Origin of the sequence: Pseudoponticoccus marisrubri, assembly GCF_001482405.1 — a bacterium.
Lineage (GTDB): Bacteria > Pseudomonadota > Alphaproteobacteria > Rhodobacterales > Rhodobacteraceae > Pseudoponticoccus > Pseudoponticoccus marisrubri.
The window spans coordinates 412,584-429,837 of record NZ_LPXO01000002.1; the positions used below are offsets into that span (position 1 = coordinate 412,584).

Sequence of the window (17,254 nt, forward strand, 5' to 3'; positions counted from 1 at the left end):
GCAGTTTTGTGATCGTATTCTCTTGACTGCGTCTTTCCCGCCTCACCCGGGCACCCCGTCGGCCGGCAGCGGCGCGCGGCGCAGCACCGTATCGTGCAGACGCTCCGACGGATCGGTGCCGATGATGCGCGGCGCGCGCAGCAGGAAGAGCTTGCTCACCCCCGCCCATGTCCCGATCGAGGGCGCTTCGGGGTCGCAGGGAAAGCGGTCGCGCCAGCCCTCAGGCAGGCCCAGGTCGCAGGCCTCGAGCTTGTCCAGCATCCAGACCAGCGGGATATTGGCCAGCGGGCGCGCCGCGTCGAACCCGTCCAGCTGCCCACCCACATCGCCATGCGTGCCGCGGAACCAGACCTGCTCCACGTCACCGGCGCGCTCGGGCGGGGTCTGCCACAGCACCGGCGCATAGGCCTGCCGCGTCTCGTCATGGGCCAGCGCGTGAAAGCCGTGGCGCACCGAGGCGCCAAGCGCGTGGTTGTGAAAGGCGTGCTCGCCCTCGGTCAGGCGCCAGAAGAGCGGCAGGCGCAGGCCCAGCGATTTGACCGTGTCCCAGACGCCTACCATCTCGATCGGCGCCTGCGGGTGGCAATGCCGCGCGGCGAACTGTGCCGCGGCGGTCCCGTGCGGGTCATACTGGTAGAGGCGGTAGATCTGGCGGATATTACGCTCGGTCGCGGCCGAGGCGCGCAAGAGCCCCACCAAGTCGATCACGCCGGCCAGCGAGCGCGCCGCGTAGGCACCCCGCGAATAGCCCATCAGGAAGATCCGGTCGCCCTCGCGGTAGCGCGAGGCGAGATAGCCATAAGCGCGCCGGATCTGCCGGTTGATGCCGCGCCCCATGGCCACGTCAGCCGTGGTGGCCCAGTCCTTCCACTGCACCCCGGCCTCGTAGAAGACCGAGATCCGCCCGCTTTCGGACAGCAGGCGGAAGGTCAGACCGGCATTGGTCTCTTCCCCGGGTTTCAGCGACGACATGGTGCCGTCGAGGATGATCACGTGATCGACGCTGCCGCGATGGCGCGAATAGGCCGAGTGGCCGGTGGCGAAACGCCGCCGGAGCCACCCGAAAAGCCTGTCATTCAGCCGCGATCTGTTCATCCCGGTTCAGCATCGCCCAGACCCGGCCGGGCGTAAAGGGCATGTCCACCTGCCGCAGCCCGCGATCCCACAGCGCGTCCTGCACCGCGTTGGTCACAGCGGCCAGCGCGCCCACCGTGCCGGCCTCGCCGCAACCCTTCATCCCCATCGGGTTCGCCGTCGAGGGGACCGGCTCGGTCTCGAAACCGATCATCGGCATGTCATAGGCCCGCGGCATTGCGTAATCCATGAAGGTCGCGGTCAGAAGCTGGCCCTCCTCGTCATAGACGACCCGTTCGGTCAGCGCCTGGCCCAAGCCCTGGGCCACGCCGCCATGCACCTGCCCCTCGGCCAGCATCGGGTTGATGAGATTGCCGAAATCGTCGACCACCATGTAGCGATCGCAGACCGTCTCGCCGGTTTCGGGGTCGATCTCGACCTCGGCCACGTGGCAGCCATTGGGATAGGAGCGCCCGGGCAGCCGGGCCGAGGTCTGCCAGACCAGCAGGTCGCTGCGCCCCTTCTCGCGGGCCATCTGCGCCACTTCCAGCATGGTGGGCGCCTCGTTCGACCCCTCGATGCGGAACTGCTCGTCGTCGAAGCTGACATCGGCCGGATCGCCGCCCAGCTCGTCGGCGAGGAAGGCGCCAAACCCCTCGACCATCATCGCCACGGCCGAAAGCGTGGCATTGGCCTGCGTGGTGACCGAGCGCGAGCCGCCCGTGCCGCCACCCTTGGCGATCAGGTCGCTGTCGCCCTGGATCACCTCGATCCGCTCGGCCGGGATGCCGCTCTGGTCGGCGAGGAACTGGCGGAACACGGTCTCGTGCCCCTGCCCGTTCGACTGTGTGCCGACATAGATCAGCGCGCCGCCCTCCTCGGTGAACTCCACCTTCACGTCCTCGTCGGGCGAGCCCAGGATCGATTCGATGTAATAGCAGAGCCCCACGCCGCGCAGCTTGCCTGTCGCCTCCGAGGCTGCGCGCCGCGCGGCAAAGCCCGACAGGTCCGAAGCGCGCGCGGCATGGTCCAGCACGCGGGCGAAATCGCCCACGTCATAAGTCTCGCCCGAGGGGGTCTTGTAGGGGAACTGGTCGGGCTTGATGAAGTTGATGCGCCGCAGCTCCAGCGGGTCGATCTCCAGCTCGCGCGCGGCACGGTCCATGACGCGTTCCAGCACGTAGATCGCCTCGGGCCGGCCGGCCCCGCGATAGGCATCCACCTGCACCGTGTTGGTGAAGAAGCCCTGCCCGCGCTGCCAGACCACGGGGATGTCATAGACCCCGGTCAGCACGCGCGAGAACAGGAAGCTCTGGATCATCTGCCCGAAATTCGAGTTGTAGGCGCCCAGGTTGCTGCGCGTATGCGTGCGATAGGCGGTGATGCGGTTGTCGGCGTCGAAGGCCAGCTCGGCCAGCGTGACAAGGTCGCGCCCGCCATTGTCCGACAGCATCGCCTCGGTCCGGTCCGACATCCAGCGCACCGGGCGGCCCAGAGCGCGGGCCGCAAAGGGGATGAAGAAATACTCCGGATAGGGCATGCCCTTCATGCCGAAGCCGCCGCCCACATCGGGGTTGGTCACGCGCACCTGCTCGGCCGGCAGGTCGAAGGCGCGCACCAGCTCGGATTTCATGCCCCAGACGCCCTGCCCGTTCACCGACAGGTGCATCTTGCTGCCATCCCATTCGGCAAAGCAGCCGCGCGGCTCCATCGAGTTCACGATGATGCGGTTGTCCCCGATCTCGAGGCTGACGGTCCGGGCGGCGGCGTCAAAAGCCGCCTGCGTGGCATCCTCGTCGCCCAGCCCGTAATCATAGGCGCGGTTGTCCGGCGCCTCGTCGTGGATGGTGGGCCCGCCCGGCTCCAGCCCGAGGCTGACCGGCAGTTCGTCATAGTCGAACTCGATCAGCTCGGCCGCGTCGCGGGCCTGTTGCAGGGTCTCGGCCACCACGACCGCCACCGCCTCGCCCACGAAACGCACGCGCCCTTCGGCCAGCACGGGCCGCTTGGGCGCCGCCCCCTTGGTGCCGTCGATATTGGGCGCGGGCGTGGCGCTCATCCCGGTGTCGAGCCCGCCATCCAGCAGGTCCTGCGAGGTCAGCACCAGATGCACGCCCTCCGCGCCGCGCGCCTCGGAGACATCCAGCGAGGTGATCTCGGCATGTGCCACGGGCGAGCGGAAGACAAAGGCGTGCAATGCGTTTTCCGGTGCGATATCATCGACGTAGCGCCCGTGCCCGGTCAGGAACCGCTCGTCCTCCACGCGCTTGACCGACTGGCTCTTGCCGAACTTTTCCATGCTGTGTCTCCCGCGTTCCCGTTTGCGGCGGACTGTAGCGGCCATGCGCCCAGTGTCCAGTCCGCCCGCCCGATCACCGCAGAACTGTCACGATCCGCCTTGCGCCATAGCCGTTGAACGAGGTCGAAAGCGCCGCGGCATAGGCGCCGGAGGCCGCAAACAGCAGGTAATCCCCCTCGGCCAGCGAAGCCGGCAGCGCCACGCGGTCCGACAGCCGGTCGAGGCTGTCGCAGGTCGGCCCGAACACGGTCATCGGCTGGACGGGACCGCCCCGCGCCTGCCCGTCGGGTGCCAGCACCGTGATGCGCGAGGCGGGGCCCAGGTCGCGCCACTCGCTCAGCCCGCCATAGATGCCGTCATTGAGGAACACTGCCCCGTCGCCGGCCGCGCGAACCCGCAGCGCGAGGGTAAAGGCCTCGGCCACGAGGCCCCGGCCCGGCTCGCAGACCAGCGGCGGGACCGGGTCGAAAGCGGCGCGCGCCGCGGCGCGGATCGTGTCGAAGATGCGCGACAGGTCGGGCGCCGTGCCATGGCGATGCGCCGGGAAGCCGCCACCCACGTTCAGCGACACCAGCGTGACACCCGCCTGCCCGGCCAGCCCGGCGGCGGCCGCGATGTAGCTGGCCCAGGCGGCCGGATCCTCGCATTGCGTGCCGGGGTGGAAGGTGATCGCCGGAAACCCGCCCCGCGCTGCCACCGCGCGCAGCAGCGCCACGGTCAGCTCGGGCGGCGCCCCGAACTTGGAGCCGAAATCATAGACCGCGCCCTTGACCGGCAGGGCCAGGCGCACGGCGATCTCGCACCCTGTGATGTCACCCAGCTTGTCCAGCTCGCCCATGCGATCCACCGACCACGAGGCGACGCCACGCCGGCGCGCCTCGGCGATCTCGGCCGCGCTGCGCACCGGGTTGTGATAGTTCAGCCGGGCCCGCGGCGCGCGGCCCTGCACCAGCGCCATCTCGGCCGGCGAGGCGACGTCGAACCCGTCGAGCCCGGCCCCGATCAGCGTGTCCAGCACCAACGGGTCCGGGTTGGCCTTGACCGCATAGGTCACCTGCCCGGGAAAGCCCTGCAGGAACGCCTCGGCCGTGGCGCGCAGCCGCGCGGGCGAGAAGAAATAGACCGGCTCGTCCGGGCGCATCCGCGCCAGCCAGGCTACGGGATCGTCGGAGAAACTGCTGTCGAATGGCATGGGGTCTGTCCTCGCGCGTGTTTTCGCCGATCCTGCCGGCGCGTCCGGACGATTTCACTAGGCAGATCGCGCAGTGCGAGTCATGCTTTCCGTCACCTTGACGAGGATATCATGCAGATTGACGAGACCGACCGCGCGCTGATCGCGCTCCTGTCCGAGAATGCCCGCCTGCCGGTGACCGATCTGGCCCGGCGGCTGGGCATCGCGCGCACCACGGTGCAGGCGCGGATCGACCGGCTGGTCGACCGCGGCGTGATCGCCGGGTTCACGCTGCGCCGCGGCCCCGGGCTGCGCCCCGCGATGCGCGCCACGGTGCTGATCGCGGTGGAGCCACGGGCCACGCCCGGCGTGCTGGACCGGCTGAAAGCGCTGAGCGAGGTCGAGGCGGTGCACACCACGTCCGGCCGGTTCGACCTGATCGCCACGCTGGGCGCGGACACGACCGAACAGCTGGACCGCGCGCTCGACCAGATCGGCGCGGCCAAGGGGGTGCAGCGGTCGGAAAGCCTGATCCACTTGAGCACCCGGATCGACCGGGGCGCCTGACCGGCCGACCACGGGCATGACACCCGCACACGCGCCCCCGGGCGCCACGCGCGCCTTTCGGGGGCGGCGGGGGTGGGTGGGCGGGAGCTGCCCCCGAAAGGCGCGTCAGCCCTCCTCGTCCAGCGCGTAGCGCTTGAACAGTCCGCCCTGGAAGATGAAGAAGACGAAGATCGACGCGGTCAGCCCGAAAGTCTTGAAATAGACCCAGGCCTCGGTGCTCATCGTGCGCCAGATCACCTCGTTCAGCAGCGCCAGTCCGAAGAAGAACAGCATGATGCGCCGCGTCAGGATCATCCAGCCCTCGTCCTGCAGCGGCATCAGCCCTTCCATCACCGCCTGCAGCCAGCTTTCGCCGCGCAACAGCCCGATTCCCAGCGCCGTCCCGAACAGCAGGTAGATCAGCGTGGGCTTGAGCTTGAAGAACCGCTCGTCGTTCAGCCAGACGCTGAGACCCCCGAAGACCACGATCAGCACCGCGGTGACGATCTGCATCCGGCTAAGATGCCCGGTCAGCTTCCACAGCGCGGCCATGCAGACCAGGAAGACCGGGATGAACCCGGCGGTGACCACGATGAACCCGTCATAGGCCGTGCCGCCGAGGATGAAGACCTCGTCCTTCAGCCAGAGATAGGCCACGAAGAAGGCCAGGATCGGGCCGAATTCCAGCGCCGATTTCAGCATCGGGTTGATCTGCGGTCTGTCCACGTCGCGCGCTCCCTGTTGCGTGTTCCGTCCAGATAGGCGTTTCACCCGCCAAGCTCAACGATCACCGCACCCGCCGCGATCAGGCTCATCAGTGCGATGCGCCGCGGCCCCACCGTCTCGCGCAGGACCAGCCAGCCGATCAGCGCGGCGAAGACGGTCGAGGTCTCGCGCAGCACCGCCGCCTCGCCCACCTGGTCGAGCCGCGTGGCCAGCATGATCGCACCGAAGCTGAAAAAGGCCACCAGCCCGCCTGCAAAGCCGCGCAGCAGAAGCGGCCCCGGCGCCGGGCGCGCGGCCATGGCGCGCCAACGCAGCGCCGCAATGACCGGGAACAGCAGCCCGTCGACGAAGAAGAACCACGCGAGAAAGGTGAACGGATCGGCGGTCGCGCGGATGCCATAGGCGTCATAGGTCGTGTAGAACGCCACGAAGAGCCCGGTGGCCACGGCAAAGCCCAGCGCCGCCGGCAGCGTCTCGCGCGCGGTCTGCAGAAAGACCAGGTTGTAGAGTGCCAGCCCGAAGATGCCCGCCAGCAGCACGCCCACGCCCATCCATTGCACCGGCGTGAAGACCTCGCCAAAGACCAGCCCCGCGCCGATCACCGCGAAAAGCGGCCCGGTCCCGCGCACCACGGGGTAGACCACCGTGTAGGCGCCCCGCGTATAGGCATAGGCCTGCAACACCTTGTAGATGCTGTGGATGACGAAGGCCCCGGCAAAGATCGCCCACATGTGCGGCTCGGGCCAGGGCACCACGAACAGGGCAAAGGGCATGGCCATCAGCCCGTACATCCCGTCGATCGCGCCGCGCGACAGCCACGGATCGTGCCGCCCCTTCTGCAGCGCGCCGAAGACCGCGTGCAGCACCGCGGCCAGCAGCGCCAGCCACATGGCCAGCACATGGCCCGCCGGCGTGCCCTCCAGCCCGATCAGCCAGTCGCTCATGCTGCGGCGCCCCCGGAACAGGGGGCCGGCCGGGGCGTTGGACACGAAACCGTGACAGATCGCGCAGCCAGGAAAGGGACAGCCCCATGTGGACCACCATCGCCGACGAATTGACCGGCAGCTTCTCCGCCGTCCCGGCCAGCATCGCCTTTGCCCGCGTCGTGGCCGCCTCTGGCCTCGCGGCGGTGATCGGGTTGGAGCGCGAGCTTAAGCACAAGCCCGCCGGGCTGCGCACGCATATCCTGGTCGCCGTGGCGGCCTGTCTCTTCGTCATCATCGGACGGGAGCTCGCCGCAATGGATTTCGGCGAGAACGAACAGCGCAACGATCCCCTGCGCATGATCGAGGCGGTGACCGCCGGGGTGGCCTTCCTTGCGGCCGGGCTGATCTTCACCGCCGGGGGCGAGGTCAAGAACGTGACCACCGGCGCTTCGCTCTGGCTGGCGGGCGCCGTGGGGCTGGGCTGCGGGGCGGGCCAGATGCCGCTGGCGGCGCTGACCACGGCTGTGGTTGTCTCGGTCCTGCTGCTGTTGCGGCAGCTGGAACGCCTGATGGGCACCGATGACTAGGCCCGCGTGACGGGCCCCACTCACCCCTTGTCCAGCCCGGTCAGCGCGGCGGCGAAGTCCTCTGGATCGAAGGGCGCCAGGTCGTCGATCTGCTCGCCCACCCCGATGGCATGGATCGGCAGGCCGAACTTGTCGGCCAGCGCCACCAGCACGCCGCCCTTCGCCGTGCCGTCCAGCTTGGTCATCACAAGGCCCGAGACATCGGCCAGTTTGCGGAAGGTCTCGACCTGGTTGAGCGCGTTCTGCCCGGTCGTCGCGTCCAGCACCAGCAGCGTGTTGTGCGGCGCGTCGGGGTCCTTCTTGCGGATCACGCGGACGATCTTGGCCAGCTCCTCCATCAGGTCGGCGCGGTTCTGCAACCGCCCGGCCGTGTCGATCATCAGCAGGTCCGCGCCATCGGCCTGTGCCTTGGCCAGCGCGTCGAAGGCCAGGCTGGCGGGATCGCTGCCCTGCGCGGCCGTCAGCACCGGCACGCCGGCCCGGTCGCCCCAGACCTGCAGCTGTTCGACGGCGGCGGCGCGGAACGTGTCGCCCGCGGCGATCACAACCGATTTGCCGGCGGCGCGGAACTGGCTGGCCAGCTTGCCGATCGTCGTGGTCTTGCCCGAGCCGTTCACCCCCACGACCAGCACCACCTGCGGCTTTTTCGGGTAGAGCGGCAGCGGGCGCGCGACGGGCTCCATGATGCGGGCGATCTCCTGCGCGAGCAGCGCCTTGATCTCGTCCACCGAGAGCCGCTTGCCGAAGCGCCCCTCCGCGATATTGGCAGTGACGCGCAAGGCCGTGTCGACGCCCATGTCCGAGGCGATGAGCAGCTCTTCGAGGCTCTCCAGCATGTCGTCATCCAGCTCGCGCCGCATGACCGCCTGCCCGCCTCCGCGCCCCAAAAGACGCCCGAAGAGCCCGCCACGCGCGGCCGGTGCCGCCGGCGCCTCTTCCATCGCGGGCATGTCGAGCGGCTTTGGCCCTTCGGGCGCGGGATCGGGTTCGGGGGCCGGGTCGGTTTCCGGCTCGGGCTCTGCTTTCTGGGCTGGTTCAGGCTCCGCTTTCGGGTCCGGCTCGGCCTTCGGTGCCGGCTCCGGCTCTGTCTCGGGCGCCGGGGCAGACTCGGGCTTCGCCGCCGGCGCCGGCTCGGGCTGCGCCGCCCGGTCGGGCCGGGCGTCGGCAGCGGGCTCGACGGGCGCCTCGCCCGGCTCCTCGGTGCCGCCATCCTGCACGATCGCGTCCAGCCCCTCGTCCAGCTTGGAGGAGGACTTGAAGAGCCGGTTCTTGAGTTTGCCGAAAAAGGACATGAGGGCCGCCTGACAGTCAAAGTTTCCTTCACCTAATATGAGGCGCAACTTAATAAAAGTGTGAGTTGACCTGGCTGCCACTGCCCGCCTTAAGCTGAGACCATGAGATTGCGCCTGCTGATTGCCCTGTGCCTGTTTCCCTTGTCCGCCGCCGCGGGCCCCGAGGACGAGCCGGGCACCATGTGCTCGCCGGGCGCCTTCGGGCAGGTGCAATGCATTCGGCCCAGCCATTTCGTGCATGACACCTGCCAGGCGATCGAGGCCTTTGCCGGCACGCACGGGCTGGATCCGGGCTTCTTCGCGCGGCTGATCTGGCAGGAGAGCCGGTTCGACCCCAATGCGCTCAGCCATGCCAACGCGCAGGGAATCGCGCAGTTCATCCCCTCCACGGCAAAGCTGCGCGGGCTGATCGACCCCTACAACCCCGCCGAGGCGCTGGAATACTCGGCCGAGTACCTGGGCGAGCTGTCGCGGCGCTACGGCAATCACGGGCTGGCCGCGGTGGCCTATAATGGTGGCGAACGGCGCGCCGACGGGTTGGTCGCGCGGTCGCGCGGGCTGGCGCGGGAGACGATCAACTACGTCAAGATCATCACCGGGCTGCCCGCCGAGACATGGCGCGACGCCCCGCCCGAGGATCACGACTATCGCCTGCAGAAGGACAAGCCCTTCGCTCAGGCCTGTCACGAGCTGGCCCGCAACCGCCGCCTGACCGCCTACCCGCCGCCCGAACCGCCCGAGCCGGTGCTGAAGAAATGGGGCGTGCAGGTCGCCTTCGGCACCAGCCGCGACCGTGCCATGGCGCAGTATCGCGACCGCGTGCGCAGCTGTTCGCGGCTGACCAACAGCGAAGAGCCCGACATGATCTGGCAGAAGAGCCGCGCCAGCCCGCGCGGCGGGTATTTCATGGCCCGCATCGGACGCGATACGCGGGACGCGGCTTGGGATTTCTGCCGTCGGTTGAAATCCAGCGGCTGCATCTGCGCGGTCTACAAGAACTACTGACGCGGCCTGCCCCGGGATTGCCACGGTTTTGCCTGACAGGGTGCATGGCGACCGGCTATGGCAGAGCATTACCGGGATGAGGCCGCGGATGGCACGTTTCACGATCGCAACCCTGGCCATGGTGGCCCTGCTGGCGCTGGCGCTGGTCCATGGCGGCATCTGGGCTGTGGCGGCGCTGGTCTACATTACCGCCTTCACCTATTTCATGGATCGCATCGCCGCGCTGGCCCCGCCGGACGATCCCGGGCAGGAGTTTCCCGCCGGCGACACGCTGTCGCTGCTGCTGGGGGTCGCGCATTTCCCGCTGCTTTACGGCGGGGTCCGGGTGATCGGCTCATCCGATGCCTTCACGACGGCCGACAAGATCCTGATCTTCTTTGCCCTTTCGCTGTTTCTTGGGCAGGTGAGCAATTCCAACGCGCATGAGCTGATCCACCGCGCGCCGCGCGTGCTGCGACGGCTGGGCGTTGCGGTTTACGCCTCGATCCTGTTCGGCTTCCACGCCTCGGCGCATGTGCGGGTGCATCACGTCCATGCTGCCACGGTGCGCGATCCGAACTCGGCGCGGCTGGGTGAGAGCTTCTATGCCTTCGCCCCCCGCGCCTGGGCCGGGGCGCTTGTCGCGGGCTATCACGCCGAATCGCGGTTGCGGCGCGGCACGGGGCTGCACCCTTACGCGGTCTACGGGCTGGGCGCGGCGCTGTCGCTGGTGCTGGCCTATGTGCTTGCCGGCTGGGGCGGCATCGCGGCGCTGCTGGGCCTGTCGGCCTATGCGCAGGCGCAGCTGCTCCTGTCGGACTATGTCCAGCACTACGGGCTGACGCGGCGCGAGATTGCGCCCGGCCGCCCCGAGCCGGTCGGGCCGCAGCACAGCTGGAACGCGCCGCACGGCTTCTCCTCGGCGCTGATGCTGAACGCGCCGCGCCATTCGGACCATCACAGCCACCCGGCCAAGCCTTATCCGGGCCTGTCGCTGGATCGCGCGGCCATGCCGATCCTGCCCCATTCGCTGCCGGTCATGGCGGTGTTGGCGCTACTGCCGCCGGTCTGGCGGCGCGTCATGGATCGCCGCGTGGCGCGTGTCCGGGCACGGCAGGCGGATCTGCCCGACAGGCAGGCAACCGCCTCGAGACTGCCGCAAGAAGCTTAACCATTCATGAATACCTGACCTTCCGAAAGCCCCTGCGCTCTGGCACTGTCACCCCATGAAACAGATTCTCGCCCTCACCCTTGCCACCCTGCTCGCCGCGCCGGCCTGGGCGGCCGAGCCGATGACCGCCTCGGAATTCGAGCGCTATGTGACCGGCAAGACGCTCTATTTCGGCCTCTCGGGCGAAGCCTACGGCGTCGAGGAATACCTGCCCGATCGGCAGGTGCGCTGGTCCTTCCTGGACGGCAAGTGCAAGGACGGGTTCTGGTACGAGGATGCCGGGCAGATCTGTTTTGTCTATGAGGACAACCCCGAGCCGCAATGCTGGAGCTTTTTCAAGGAAGGCAGCGGGCTGCGCGCGGTATTCGAGAACGACCCCGGCAGCACCGTGCTCTACGAGGCCGAGCAGGATGACGAGCCCATGGTCTGCTACGGCCCGGATGTGGGCGTCTGAAATACAACAATCTCAAGGGATTGCGCACCACTCCTGAGGCATCACCTCAAAGCGTGGCAATCCCCTCGCGGATATAGTCGCACAGCGTATCGACCAGCGCGGTCTTGCCGTTGCCCTTGTAGAGGTTGATCTTCTGCGTACCGAGATCGGGCAGCAGCCCCGTCTCCAGCGTCTCGAGATAGGGCGCGCAATGCCCCTCCAGCCGCGCGGTCACTGCCATGTCGGCGCTGACGGTGGCGTCGACGGTGGTGTCACTGTCGGAATCGACGGCCAGTTCCCAGTCCACCCCCTCGGCATCGAGCCGCGCCAGCGTGTCGGCGCGGAAACCGCAGGTCCGGCAGAACGCCACCCGCAGCGGCCGCACGCGGTGCGCCTGCCCGCCCGGCGCGCCGATCCAGCGCAGCGGCACGTCCATCAGCGTCTCGCCACCGCTCTCGACGCCCGCCTCGGTGGTCAGGATGGCATCCATCTCGCCGCGAGCGAACTGCGCCTTGAGCGTGCGCGTGAAGGAGCTGACCAGCCGCACCTTCACCCGTGGATGCGTGCGCCCCATGCGCTGCAGCACCTTGGGAATCACCGGGTAGACGATGTCCACCGGCACGCCCAGCACGATCTCGCCCTCCCAGCTCTGATCGGTGAGCCGGGAATAGACCTCGTCATTCAGGTCGACGATCTTCTGCGCATAGGTCAGCAGCTGGGCGCCCGCAGGGGTCAGCGTGACACCGCGCCCCGAGCGGTCGAAGACCTGCAGGCCCAGCATTTCCTCCAGCCGCTTGAGCTGCATCGAGACGGCCGATTGCGTCAGGTTCAGGAACCCCGCCGCGCGGGTCACCCCGCCGGCCTGGGCCACGGTCACGAAGGACCGCAGCACCGTCACGTCCAGGTTGCGCATGGCCCCTCCCTGTCATTTGTCAACCCATCACCGTTCGTGATGCACCTGCTCACCAACATTCGTTTCCAGAATGCCACCAAGGCGCCTACCTATCAAGAGCGCAAATGACGCGCGCCCTGTCCATCACGCATCCTGAAGGAGGTGCCATGTCCTCGCTCACGCTCACCCCCCGCTTCGCCCCGGCCTGGCTGCGCCGCCTGACCCGCACCCTGCCCCAGCGTCACCCCGCTGGGCAGACCCGCGCCCGCGACGCCACCCGCGCCGCCCGCGACATGGCCTGGAACCCGCCGGATCACTGGCTGAAGTGAACCAAACCGTTCACGGAATGTGCCCGTTTGCACCTTGAATAATTGGTGTCCTTCGCCAATATCTTTCGCAGAACTCCGCGCGCGGGCGCGGAGGGTCTGTCACGCAAACGGAGGCTTTGATGGCTGAATACGAAACGATCCGGGCGGCTGGCGTATCCGGCGCACGCGCCGCCCAGATTGACGAGGGCCTGCGCGCCCACATGAACAAGGTCTACGGCACGATGTCCGTGGGCACGTTCATCACCTTCCTCGCCGCATGGGCGATTTCCGGCCTGGCGGTCACCAACGACCCGGCCGGCGCCACGGCCATGATCCGCGAGGGCCAGTACCTGACCGGCTTCGGGCAGGCGATCTACATGTCGCCGCTGAAATGGGTGATCATGTTTGCGCCGCTCGCCTTCATCTTCTTCGGCTTCGGCGCCGCCGTGAACCGCCTGTCGGCCGCAGGTGTCCAGCTTGTCTTCTACGGATTTGCCGTGCTGATGGGCCTGTCGCTCAGCTCGATCTTCCTGGTCTTCACCGGCATGTCGATCATCCAGGTCTTCCTGGTGACCTCGATCGCCTTCGCGGGCCTGTCGCTCTGGGGCTACACCACCAAGAAGGACATCTCGGGCTGGGGGTCGTTCCTGATCATGGGCGTGATCGGCCTGCTGGTCGCCTCGATCATCAACATCTTCGTGGGCTCGCCGGCCATCCAGTTCGCCGTGTCGATCCTCGGCGTGCTGATCTTCGCCGGCCTGACCGCCTATGACACGCAGAACATCAAGAACACCTACGTCCAGCATGCCGCCCATGGAGACAAGGAGTGGCTGGGCAAGGCGGCCATCATGGGCGCGCTGAGCCTCTACCTGGACTTCATCAACATGTTCATGTTCCTGCTGCAACTGCTTGGCAACCGGGAGTAATCCCGGGCCATGTCCCTACCGAAGGCACGCACTCGGCCGGTCCCCTGGACCGGCCTTTTTCATGTGCCCTCGAGCCGGGCCACCATCAGCACCGCGTCAAAGCCGATACCGCCCGGCAGCGGCACGGTGATGTCACCGCGCGGCGCGAACCCGGCCGCGCGATAGAAGGGCACCGCCGTGCGCGTGCTCTGGCAGTGCATCTCCTGCACGCCGACCGCCCGGGCCATCCGCTTGATATGCCCGATCAGCTGCCGGCCGACGCCGCGGCGCAGGCTGTCGGGATCGGTGGCCACGTGGCGCACATGGCCGATGCCCGGCCGCGCCGGACCACCGCCGGGCGCGGCCAGCGACCAGCCCCCGGCGCCCAGCAGGCGCCCGTCTTCTTCCACCACGTAGAACCGGCCCGAGCGGAGGAGCTCGGGCTGCGCCCGGGCCAGCTTCGGCACGACCGTCACCATGACCGAGGGCGGGTAATCGGCGACCAGCAACCGGGAATAGCTGCGCAGGAACAGCCGGTCGAGCGCGGCGATGTCGCCGGTCTCGGCCGGCCGCAGGGTCAGAGCATCGGACATGGGCGTGCTCCGGTCAGCTCCAGCCGGTCAGGAACGGAAACGGCCGCGCAGGGCATCCCTGCACGGCCGTGATCCGTCGCGTCGATAAGGGGAAGACCTTACTTGATCTTGCCTTCCTTATACTCGACATGCTTGCGCGCCACCGGGTCGAACTTCCGGATGGTCATCTTCTCGGTCATCGTCCGCGCGTTCTTCTTGGTCACGTAGAAATGCCCGGTGCCCGCGGTCGAGTTCAGGCGGATCTTGATGGTGGTCGGCTTCGCCATGGTTCGTCTCCTGCAACACGGGGACGCGCGCGCGCCTCTCGCGTGAAATCTGTCTGAAGCCCGCCTTTTACCCACCCGCGCCCGCGTGTCAAGCACCAGCGGGCCCCGGCGGGGCGGAATTTGATGCGCGGAAGGCCTGTAAGCCGGATTCTGTTATCGGACGGTTGCCCGCCCTCAGACGACCATTCCTCTGGACCGGCGGTTGCCCGCGCGGTTCAAGCTGCCAACCCGGACCCCTCGGGCCGAAGCCGCCCTGCCGCGCACGGCACGGGGTCCCTATTTGGCATTGCTCCCGGTGGGGCTTGCCATGCGGGCGCTGTTGCCAGCCCCCCGGTGGGCTCTTACCCCACCGTTTCACCCTGACCCGACGCCAGGGCGCCGGGCGGTCTGTTTTCTGTGGCGCTTTCCGTCAGGTTGCCCTGCCCGGGCGTTACCCGGCACCGGTGCTTCGGCGAGTCCGGACTTTCCTCTCCCGAAGGAGCGGCCGCCCGGCCTTCCGCGCAGCCCGCAGATAGGCGCGCGACCCCGGCAAGGTCAAGCGAAAGCGGCAGAGTTCAGGGAAGCAGCGTTTGCCACACGCCCTCGGGCCGGTCTGCGCGCGCCGAGCGCCACGCGCGGCCCGAGGAGGAGGGCGAAGCCCCGACGACGAGATATCGAGCGCGCGCCGCACGGCGCGCTCCGCGTGGCAGCGCTCCGCTCAGCGCAGGCGGAGCGGCATGGCCATCCAGTCGCGCAGGGCGGCCAACACCGCCTCGGGCTGCTCCAGCGGCGGCAGGTGGCCGGCCTCGTCGATCACGCGCAGCACCGCGCCGGGGATCAGTTCCGCCATGAAGGCATGGCGCTTGACCGGTGTCAGCGGGTCCTGCGCGCCGCAGATCACCATGGTGGGCACGATCAGCTTGCGCAGCGTGGTCTGCTGGTCGCGGCGGCGTTGCTGCGCGCGCGACTGGCGGGCAAAGATCTCGGGGCCCAGCGACAGGCCCATCTCCATGTAGAGCGCGTGGATCTCGGCGCGCTGCAGCCCCGGCGCAAGGTCGGCGGGCTTGAGCGCCTCGCGCAGCACCTCGTCCAGCTTGCCGGCGCGTGCGCGGATGATCAGCGGGTCGCGCTCGGCCGCCTGCTGCGGCGTCTCGGCCAGCGGGTTGGTCCCCATCAGCGCCAGCCGGCTCACTCGGTCGGACGCGCGCCGCACGATCTCGAGCGCGACGGCCCCGCCCAGCCCAAGCCCGACCAGCGCAAAGCGCTTGGGCAGCAGGTCGAGCAGCCCCGAGGCGATCTCCTCGACCCGTTCGCCCTGCGTCACCGGCGCCGCGGTCACCGCGTGATCGGGCGACAGCGCCGCGATCTGCTGGCCGAAAAGCCGCGCGTCGCACATCTGCTCGGGAAGAAACACAACCGCTTCACGCATCGCCACACCCTGCTCCGTCCTGCCGGCGCGGCGCGCCCCAAGGGGCCCCTTGCGCCGCGCCTCGGGGTGACCGATTTCGCCGCGCTTTGCAATGCCCGCCCCGGCGCGCGTGGCGAAAGCGCGCCGGGGCGCCGGTCACACCGGGTGGCGCAGGCCCTTGAAAGGCGGGAAATCGGCATGGCGCGCGGCACGCTCCCGCGCCGACAAGGCCGGGGCGGCGCCGGCGCGCAGCAACGTGCCGCGGGGGGCGACAAAGCTGTCGATGCGCCGCAGCGGCTCGGGCCGCCAGGACAGGTTGAAGGCGCAGAGCTTTGGAAAGAAACAGATCTCGGAATAGTCGAGATGGTCGTGCAGCCACCATGCCAGGTCCCGCCAGTCGCGCCCGTCCGCGTAGCGGCGCGCGAACCAGGGGATCACGATCGAAGCCCCGGCCACCGGGCGGTCGGGCAGGTCCCAGACATGGCATTCCAGCGGATGGTCATTGCGCGCGCAGTTCAACCCATGCGCATTGCCGAAGGCGTTCAGCCGCGCCGCGCGATAGCCTGAACGCACGAAGATCCGACCAAAGGTCTCTTCCAGCGGGTCGAGCAGCGTCTCGCAGAAGGCCCGCCCCCGGGCCAGCGCCAGGTCGGGATCGTCGGGGATGTTGGGGATGCCGTGGAAATCGCCGATCTCGGAATAAAGGAACTCGCGCATCCAGAAATGCCGCGACAGGCGCTCGCGTCCCAGCGTCTCGAGCGACCACATGGAGCGCGGGCGCCGCATCGCCTAGAGCCCCCGCGCCCAGCCCAGCACCGTCTCGCAGACGGGGCCGGTCAGCGCCGGGGACAGCGCCTGCCCCGCGATCACGTGCCGGCCGGGATCGCAGTCCTGTGGCGTGTCGATCCGGTGCAGCCGCGCGGGGCCACCCCAGCGCGCGGCAACCCGCTCGGTCGCGCGGTGATCGACGACCCTGTCGCCCGGATCGAAAAGGAAGAGCGCGGGCAGGTCCAGCTGCTCCAGCGGGGCCCGCCCTGCCGCCGCCACGGCGGCGCCCATGGGCAGCAGCGCCTGCGACGGGTAGCGCGAGGTCCAACCCGCCGCATGGGCGGCGTTGAAGGGCACGAAGCCGCGTGTTCCGCGCAAGAACGGCCCGGCCAGATGCGCGGCGCCCGGCCAGCCCAGGACCCGCCCCGCGAGGCGCCGCAGCCGGAAATTCGGCGACAGCATCACCGCTCCGGCGATCCCGTCGCGCGTGCCGCCACAGGCGCCCAGCGTGACCAGCGTGGCGCCGGTCGAACAGGCCAGCACCAGCACCCGCTCCCCTACGGCGCGCCCCAGCGCAAACCCCTCGGCCACGTCGCGCATCCAGTCCGCCAGCGTCGCCTCCGCCATGGCTGCCCCGCCGCGCCCATGCCCGGCGAGCCGCGTGAAGACGAGGTTGGCGCCCAGCCCGGCGGCCACGCGATCGGGCAAGGGGCGCAGTTCCTCCGAGGAGGCCGAGAACCCGTGCACATAGAGCACGGCCCAGCCCGTCCGCACCCCCGGCGCGCCCGCCCAGACCACGCGCTTGTGCTGGCCCGGCCGGATATCGTCGAACCGGGCCTCCTGCGCCGCAAGATAGGCATCGACCTCGCCGGGCTGCAACGCCAGCGCAGGCCCGGCACAGGCGCTCAACGCCGTGCCCCGTCCGA

Annotated in this window: 19 protein-coding genes and 1 other RNA gene; 7 read left to right on the forward strand and 13 right to left on the reverse strand. The window is 68.9% G+C overall.

The window, feature by feature from the left end; translation table 11 throughout:
* Nucleotides 1-42: 42 nt before the first annotated feature.
* The 3 genes from AVJ23_RS05720 to AVJ23_RS05730 all read right to left on the reverse strand — a co-directional run bounded on the left by AVJ23_RS05720 (nucleotide 43) and on the right by AVJ23_RS05730 (nucleotide 4,565).
* Entirely contained in the window at nucleotides 43-1,095 is a 1,053-nt protein-coding gene (locus tag AVJ23_RS05720) for a T6SS phospholipase effector Tle1-like catalytic domain-containing protein (protein ID WP_058861188.1), read from the reverse strand.
* Nucleotides 1,073-3,373, reverse strand: a complete 2,301-nt coding sequence (locus tag AVJ23_RS05725) for a xanthine dehydrogenase family protein molybdopterin-binding subunit (protein ID WP_058861189.1) — start codon at nucleotides 3,371-3,373, stop codon at nucleotides 1,073-1,075. Before AVJ23_RS05725 ends, AVJ23_RS05720 begins: the two co-directional genes overlap by 23 nt.
* Nucleotides 3,374-3,446: 73 nt before the next feature.
* Nucleotides 3,447-4,565: a type III PLP-dependent enzyme domain-containing protein gene (locus AVJ23_RS05730; protein WP_058861190.1), complete on the reverse strand. Its 1,119-nt coding sequence runs from the start codon at nucleotides 4,563-4,565 to the stop codon at nucleotides 3,447-3,449.
* Nucleotides 4,566-4,676: 111 nt separating this feature from the next.
* On the opposite strand from AVJ23_RS05730, the gene AVJ23_RS05735 reads away from it, so the two are divergent.
* Nucleotides 4,677-5,111 (forward strand): Lrp/AsnC family transcriptional regulator, encoded by a 435-nt coding sequence (locus AVJ23_RS05735; protein WP_058861191.1) that lies wholly within the window; start codon nucleotides 4,677-4,679, stop codon nucleotides 5,109-5,111.
* Nucleotides 5,112-5,216: 105 nt separating this feature from the next.
* Here AVJ23_RS05735 and AVJ23_RS05740 read toward each other — a convergent pair whose 3' ends face one another.
* Nucleotides 5,217-5,816, reverse strand: coding sequence for an inner membrane-spanning protein YciB (locus AVJ23_RS05740; protein WP_099045469.1), 600 nt, complete (start codon nucleotides 5,814-5,816; stop codon nucleotides 5,217-5,219).
* Nucleotides 5,817-5,857: 41 nt separating this feature from the next.
* Entirely contained in the window at nucleotides 5,858-6,760 is a 903-nt protein-coding gene (locus tag AVJ23_RS05745) for an EamA family transporter (protein WP_058861192.1), read from the reverse strand.
* An 86-nt stretch (nucleotides 6,761-6,846) separates the two neighbouring features.
* On the opposite strand from AVJ23_RS05745, the gene AVJ23_RS05750 reads away from it, so the two are divergent.
* Nucleotides 6,847-7,329 (forward strand): MgtC/SapB family protein, encoded by a 483-nt coding sequence (locus AVJ23_RS05750; RefSeq protein ID WP_058861193.1) that lies wholly within the window; start codon nucleotides 6,847-6,849, stop codon nucleotides 7,327-7,329.
* Nucleotides 7,330-7,349: 20 nt separating this feature from the next.
* Here AVJ23_RS05750 and ftsY read toward each other — a convergent pair whose 3' ends face one another.
* Nucleotides 7,350-8,621: a signal recognition particle-docking protein FtsY gene (gene ftsY, locus AVJ23_RS05755; protein ID WP_058861194.1), complete on the reverse strand. Its 1,272-nt coding sequence runs from the start codon at nucleotides 8,619-8,621 to the stop codon at nucleotides 7,350-7,352.
* A 102-nt stretch (nucleotides 8,622-8,723) separates the two neighbouring features.
* Here ftsY and AVJ23_RS05760 point away from each other — a divergent pair, with 102 nt between their 5' ends.
* The 3 genes from AVJ23_RS05760 (at nucleotide 8,724) to AVJ23_RS05770 (ending at nucleotide 11,230) form a co-directional block, all read left to right on the forward strand.
* The gene (locus AVJ23_RS05760; RefSeq protein ID WP_058861195.1) at nucleotides 8,724-9,626 is read left to right on the forward strand and encodes a lytic transglycosylase domain-containing protein; all 903 of its coding nucleotides are present in this window, start codon (nucleotides 8,724-8,726) and stop codon (nucleotides 9,624-9,626) included.
* Between the two features lie 88 nt (nucleotides 9,627-9,714).
* Nucleotides 9,715-10,776: an alkane 1-monooxygenase gene (locus tag AVJ23_RS05765; RefSeq protein ID WP_058861196.1), complete on the forward strand. Its 1,062-nt coding sequence runs from the start codon at nucleotides 9,715-9,717 to the stop codon at nucleotides 10,774-10,776.
* Between the two features lie 55 nt (nucleotides 10,777-10,831).
* Complete coding sequence (locus AVJ23_RS05770; protein ID WP_058861197.1) at nucleotides 10,832-11,230, forward strand: hypothetical protein; 399 nt, start codon at nucleotides 10,832-10,834, stop codon at nucleotides 11,228-11,230.
* Nucleotides 11,231-11,276: 46 nt separating this feature from the next.
* Here AVJ23_RS05770 and AVJ23_RS05775 read toward each other — a convergent pair whose 3' ends face one another.
* Nucleotides 11,277-12,122, reverse strand: a complete 846-nt coding sequence (locus AVJ23_RS05775; RefSeq protein WP_058861198.1) for a LysR family transcriptional regulator — start codon at nucleotides 12,120-12,122, stop codon at nucleotides 11,277-11,279.
* A gap of 146 nt (nucleotides 12,123-12,268) precedes the next feature.
* Between AVJ23_RS05775 and AVJ23_RS22765 the strand changes: the two genes are divergently transcribed.
* The gene (locus AVJ23_RS22765; RefSeq protein ID WP_157772622.1) at nucleotides 12,269-12,430 is read left to right on the forward strand and encodes a hypothetical protein; all 162 of its coding nucleotides are present in this window, start codon (nucleotides 12,269-12,271) and stop codon (nucleotides 12,428-12,430) included.
* A 119-nt stretch (nucleotides 12,431-12,549) separates the two neighbouring features.
* Nucleotides 12,550-13,335: a Bax inhibitor-1/YccA family protein gene (locus AVJ23_RS05780; RefSeq protein WP_058861199.1), complete on the forward strand. Its 786-nt coding sequence runs from the start codon at nucleotides 12,550-12,552 to the stop codon at nucleotides 13,333-13,335.
* A gap of 59 nt (nucleotides 13,336-13,394) precedes the next feature.
* Here the strand turns inward: AVJ23_RS05780 and AVJ23_RS05785 are convergent, their stop codons facing one another.
* From AVJ23_RS05785 to AVJ23_RS05805, 6 genes are all read right to left on the reverse strand, one after another.
* Nucleotides 13,395-13,907 carry a GNAT family N-acetyltransferase gene (locus tag AVJ23_RS05785; RefSeq protein ID WP_058861200.1) on the reverse strand — a complete coding sequence of 171 codons (513 nt, stop codon included), beginning with the start codon at nucleotides 13,905-13,907 and terminating at the stop codon, nucleotides 13,395-13,397.
* A gap of 98 nt (nucleotides 13,908-14,005) precedes the next feature.
* Nucleotides 14,006-14,173: a 50S ribosomal protein L33 gene (gene rpmG / locus AVJ23_RS05790; RefSeq protein ID WP_005856346.1), complete on the reverse strand. Its 168-nt coding sequence runs from the start codon at nucleotides 14,171-14,173 to the stop codon at nucleotides 14,006-14,008.
* 123 nt (nucleotides 14,174-14,296) lie between these two features.
* An RNA gene (gene rnpB, locus AVJ23_RS06050) (RNase P RNA component class A) lies at nucleotides 14,297-14,673 on the reverse strand.
* Between the two features lie 197 nt (nucleotides 14,674-14,870).
* Entirely contained in the window at nucleotides 14,871-15,581 is a 711-nt protein-coding gene (locus AVJ23_RS05795; protein ID WP_058861201.1) for an alpha/beta fold hydrolase, read from the reverse strand.
* Nucleotides 15,582-15,716: 135 nt separating this feature from the next.
* The gene (locus AVJ23_RS05800) at nucleotides 15,717-16,328 is read right to left on the reverse strand and encodes a hypothetical protein (RefSeq protein ID WP_058861202.1); all 612 of its coding nucleotides are present in this window, start codon (nucleotides 16,326-16,328) and stop codon (nucleotides 15,717-15,719) included.
* A 21-nt stretch (nucleotides 16,329-16,349) separates the two neighbouring features.
* Nucleotides 16,350-17,237 carry an alpha/beta hydrolase gene (locus tag AVJ23_RS05805; protein WP_058861203.1) on the reverse strand — a complete coding sequence of 296 codons (888 nt, stop codon included), beginning with the start codon at nucleotides 17,235-17,237 and terminating at the stop codon, nucleotides 16,350-16,352.
* Nucleotides 17,238-17,254 lie beyond the last annotated feature (17 nt).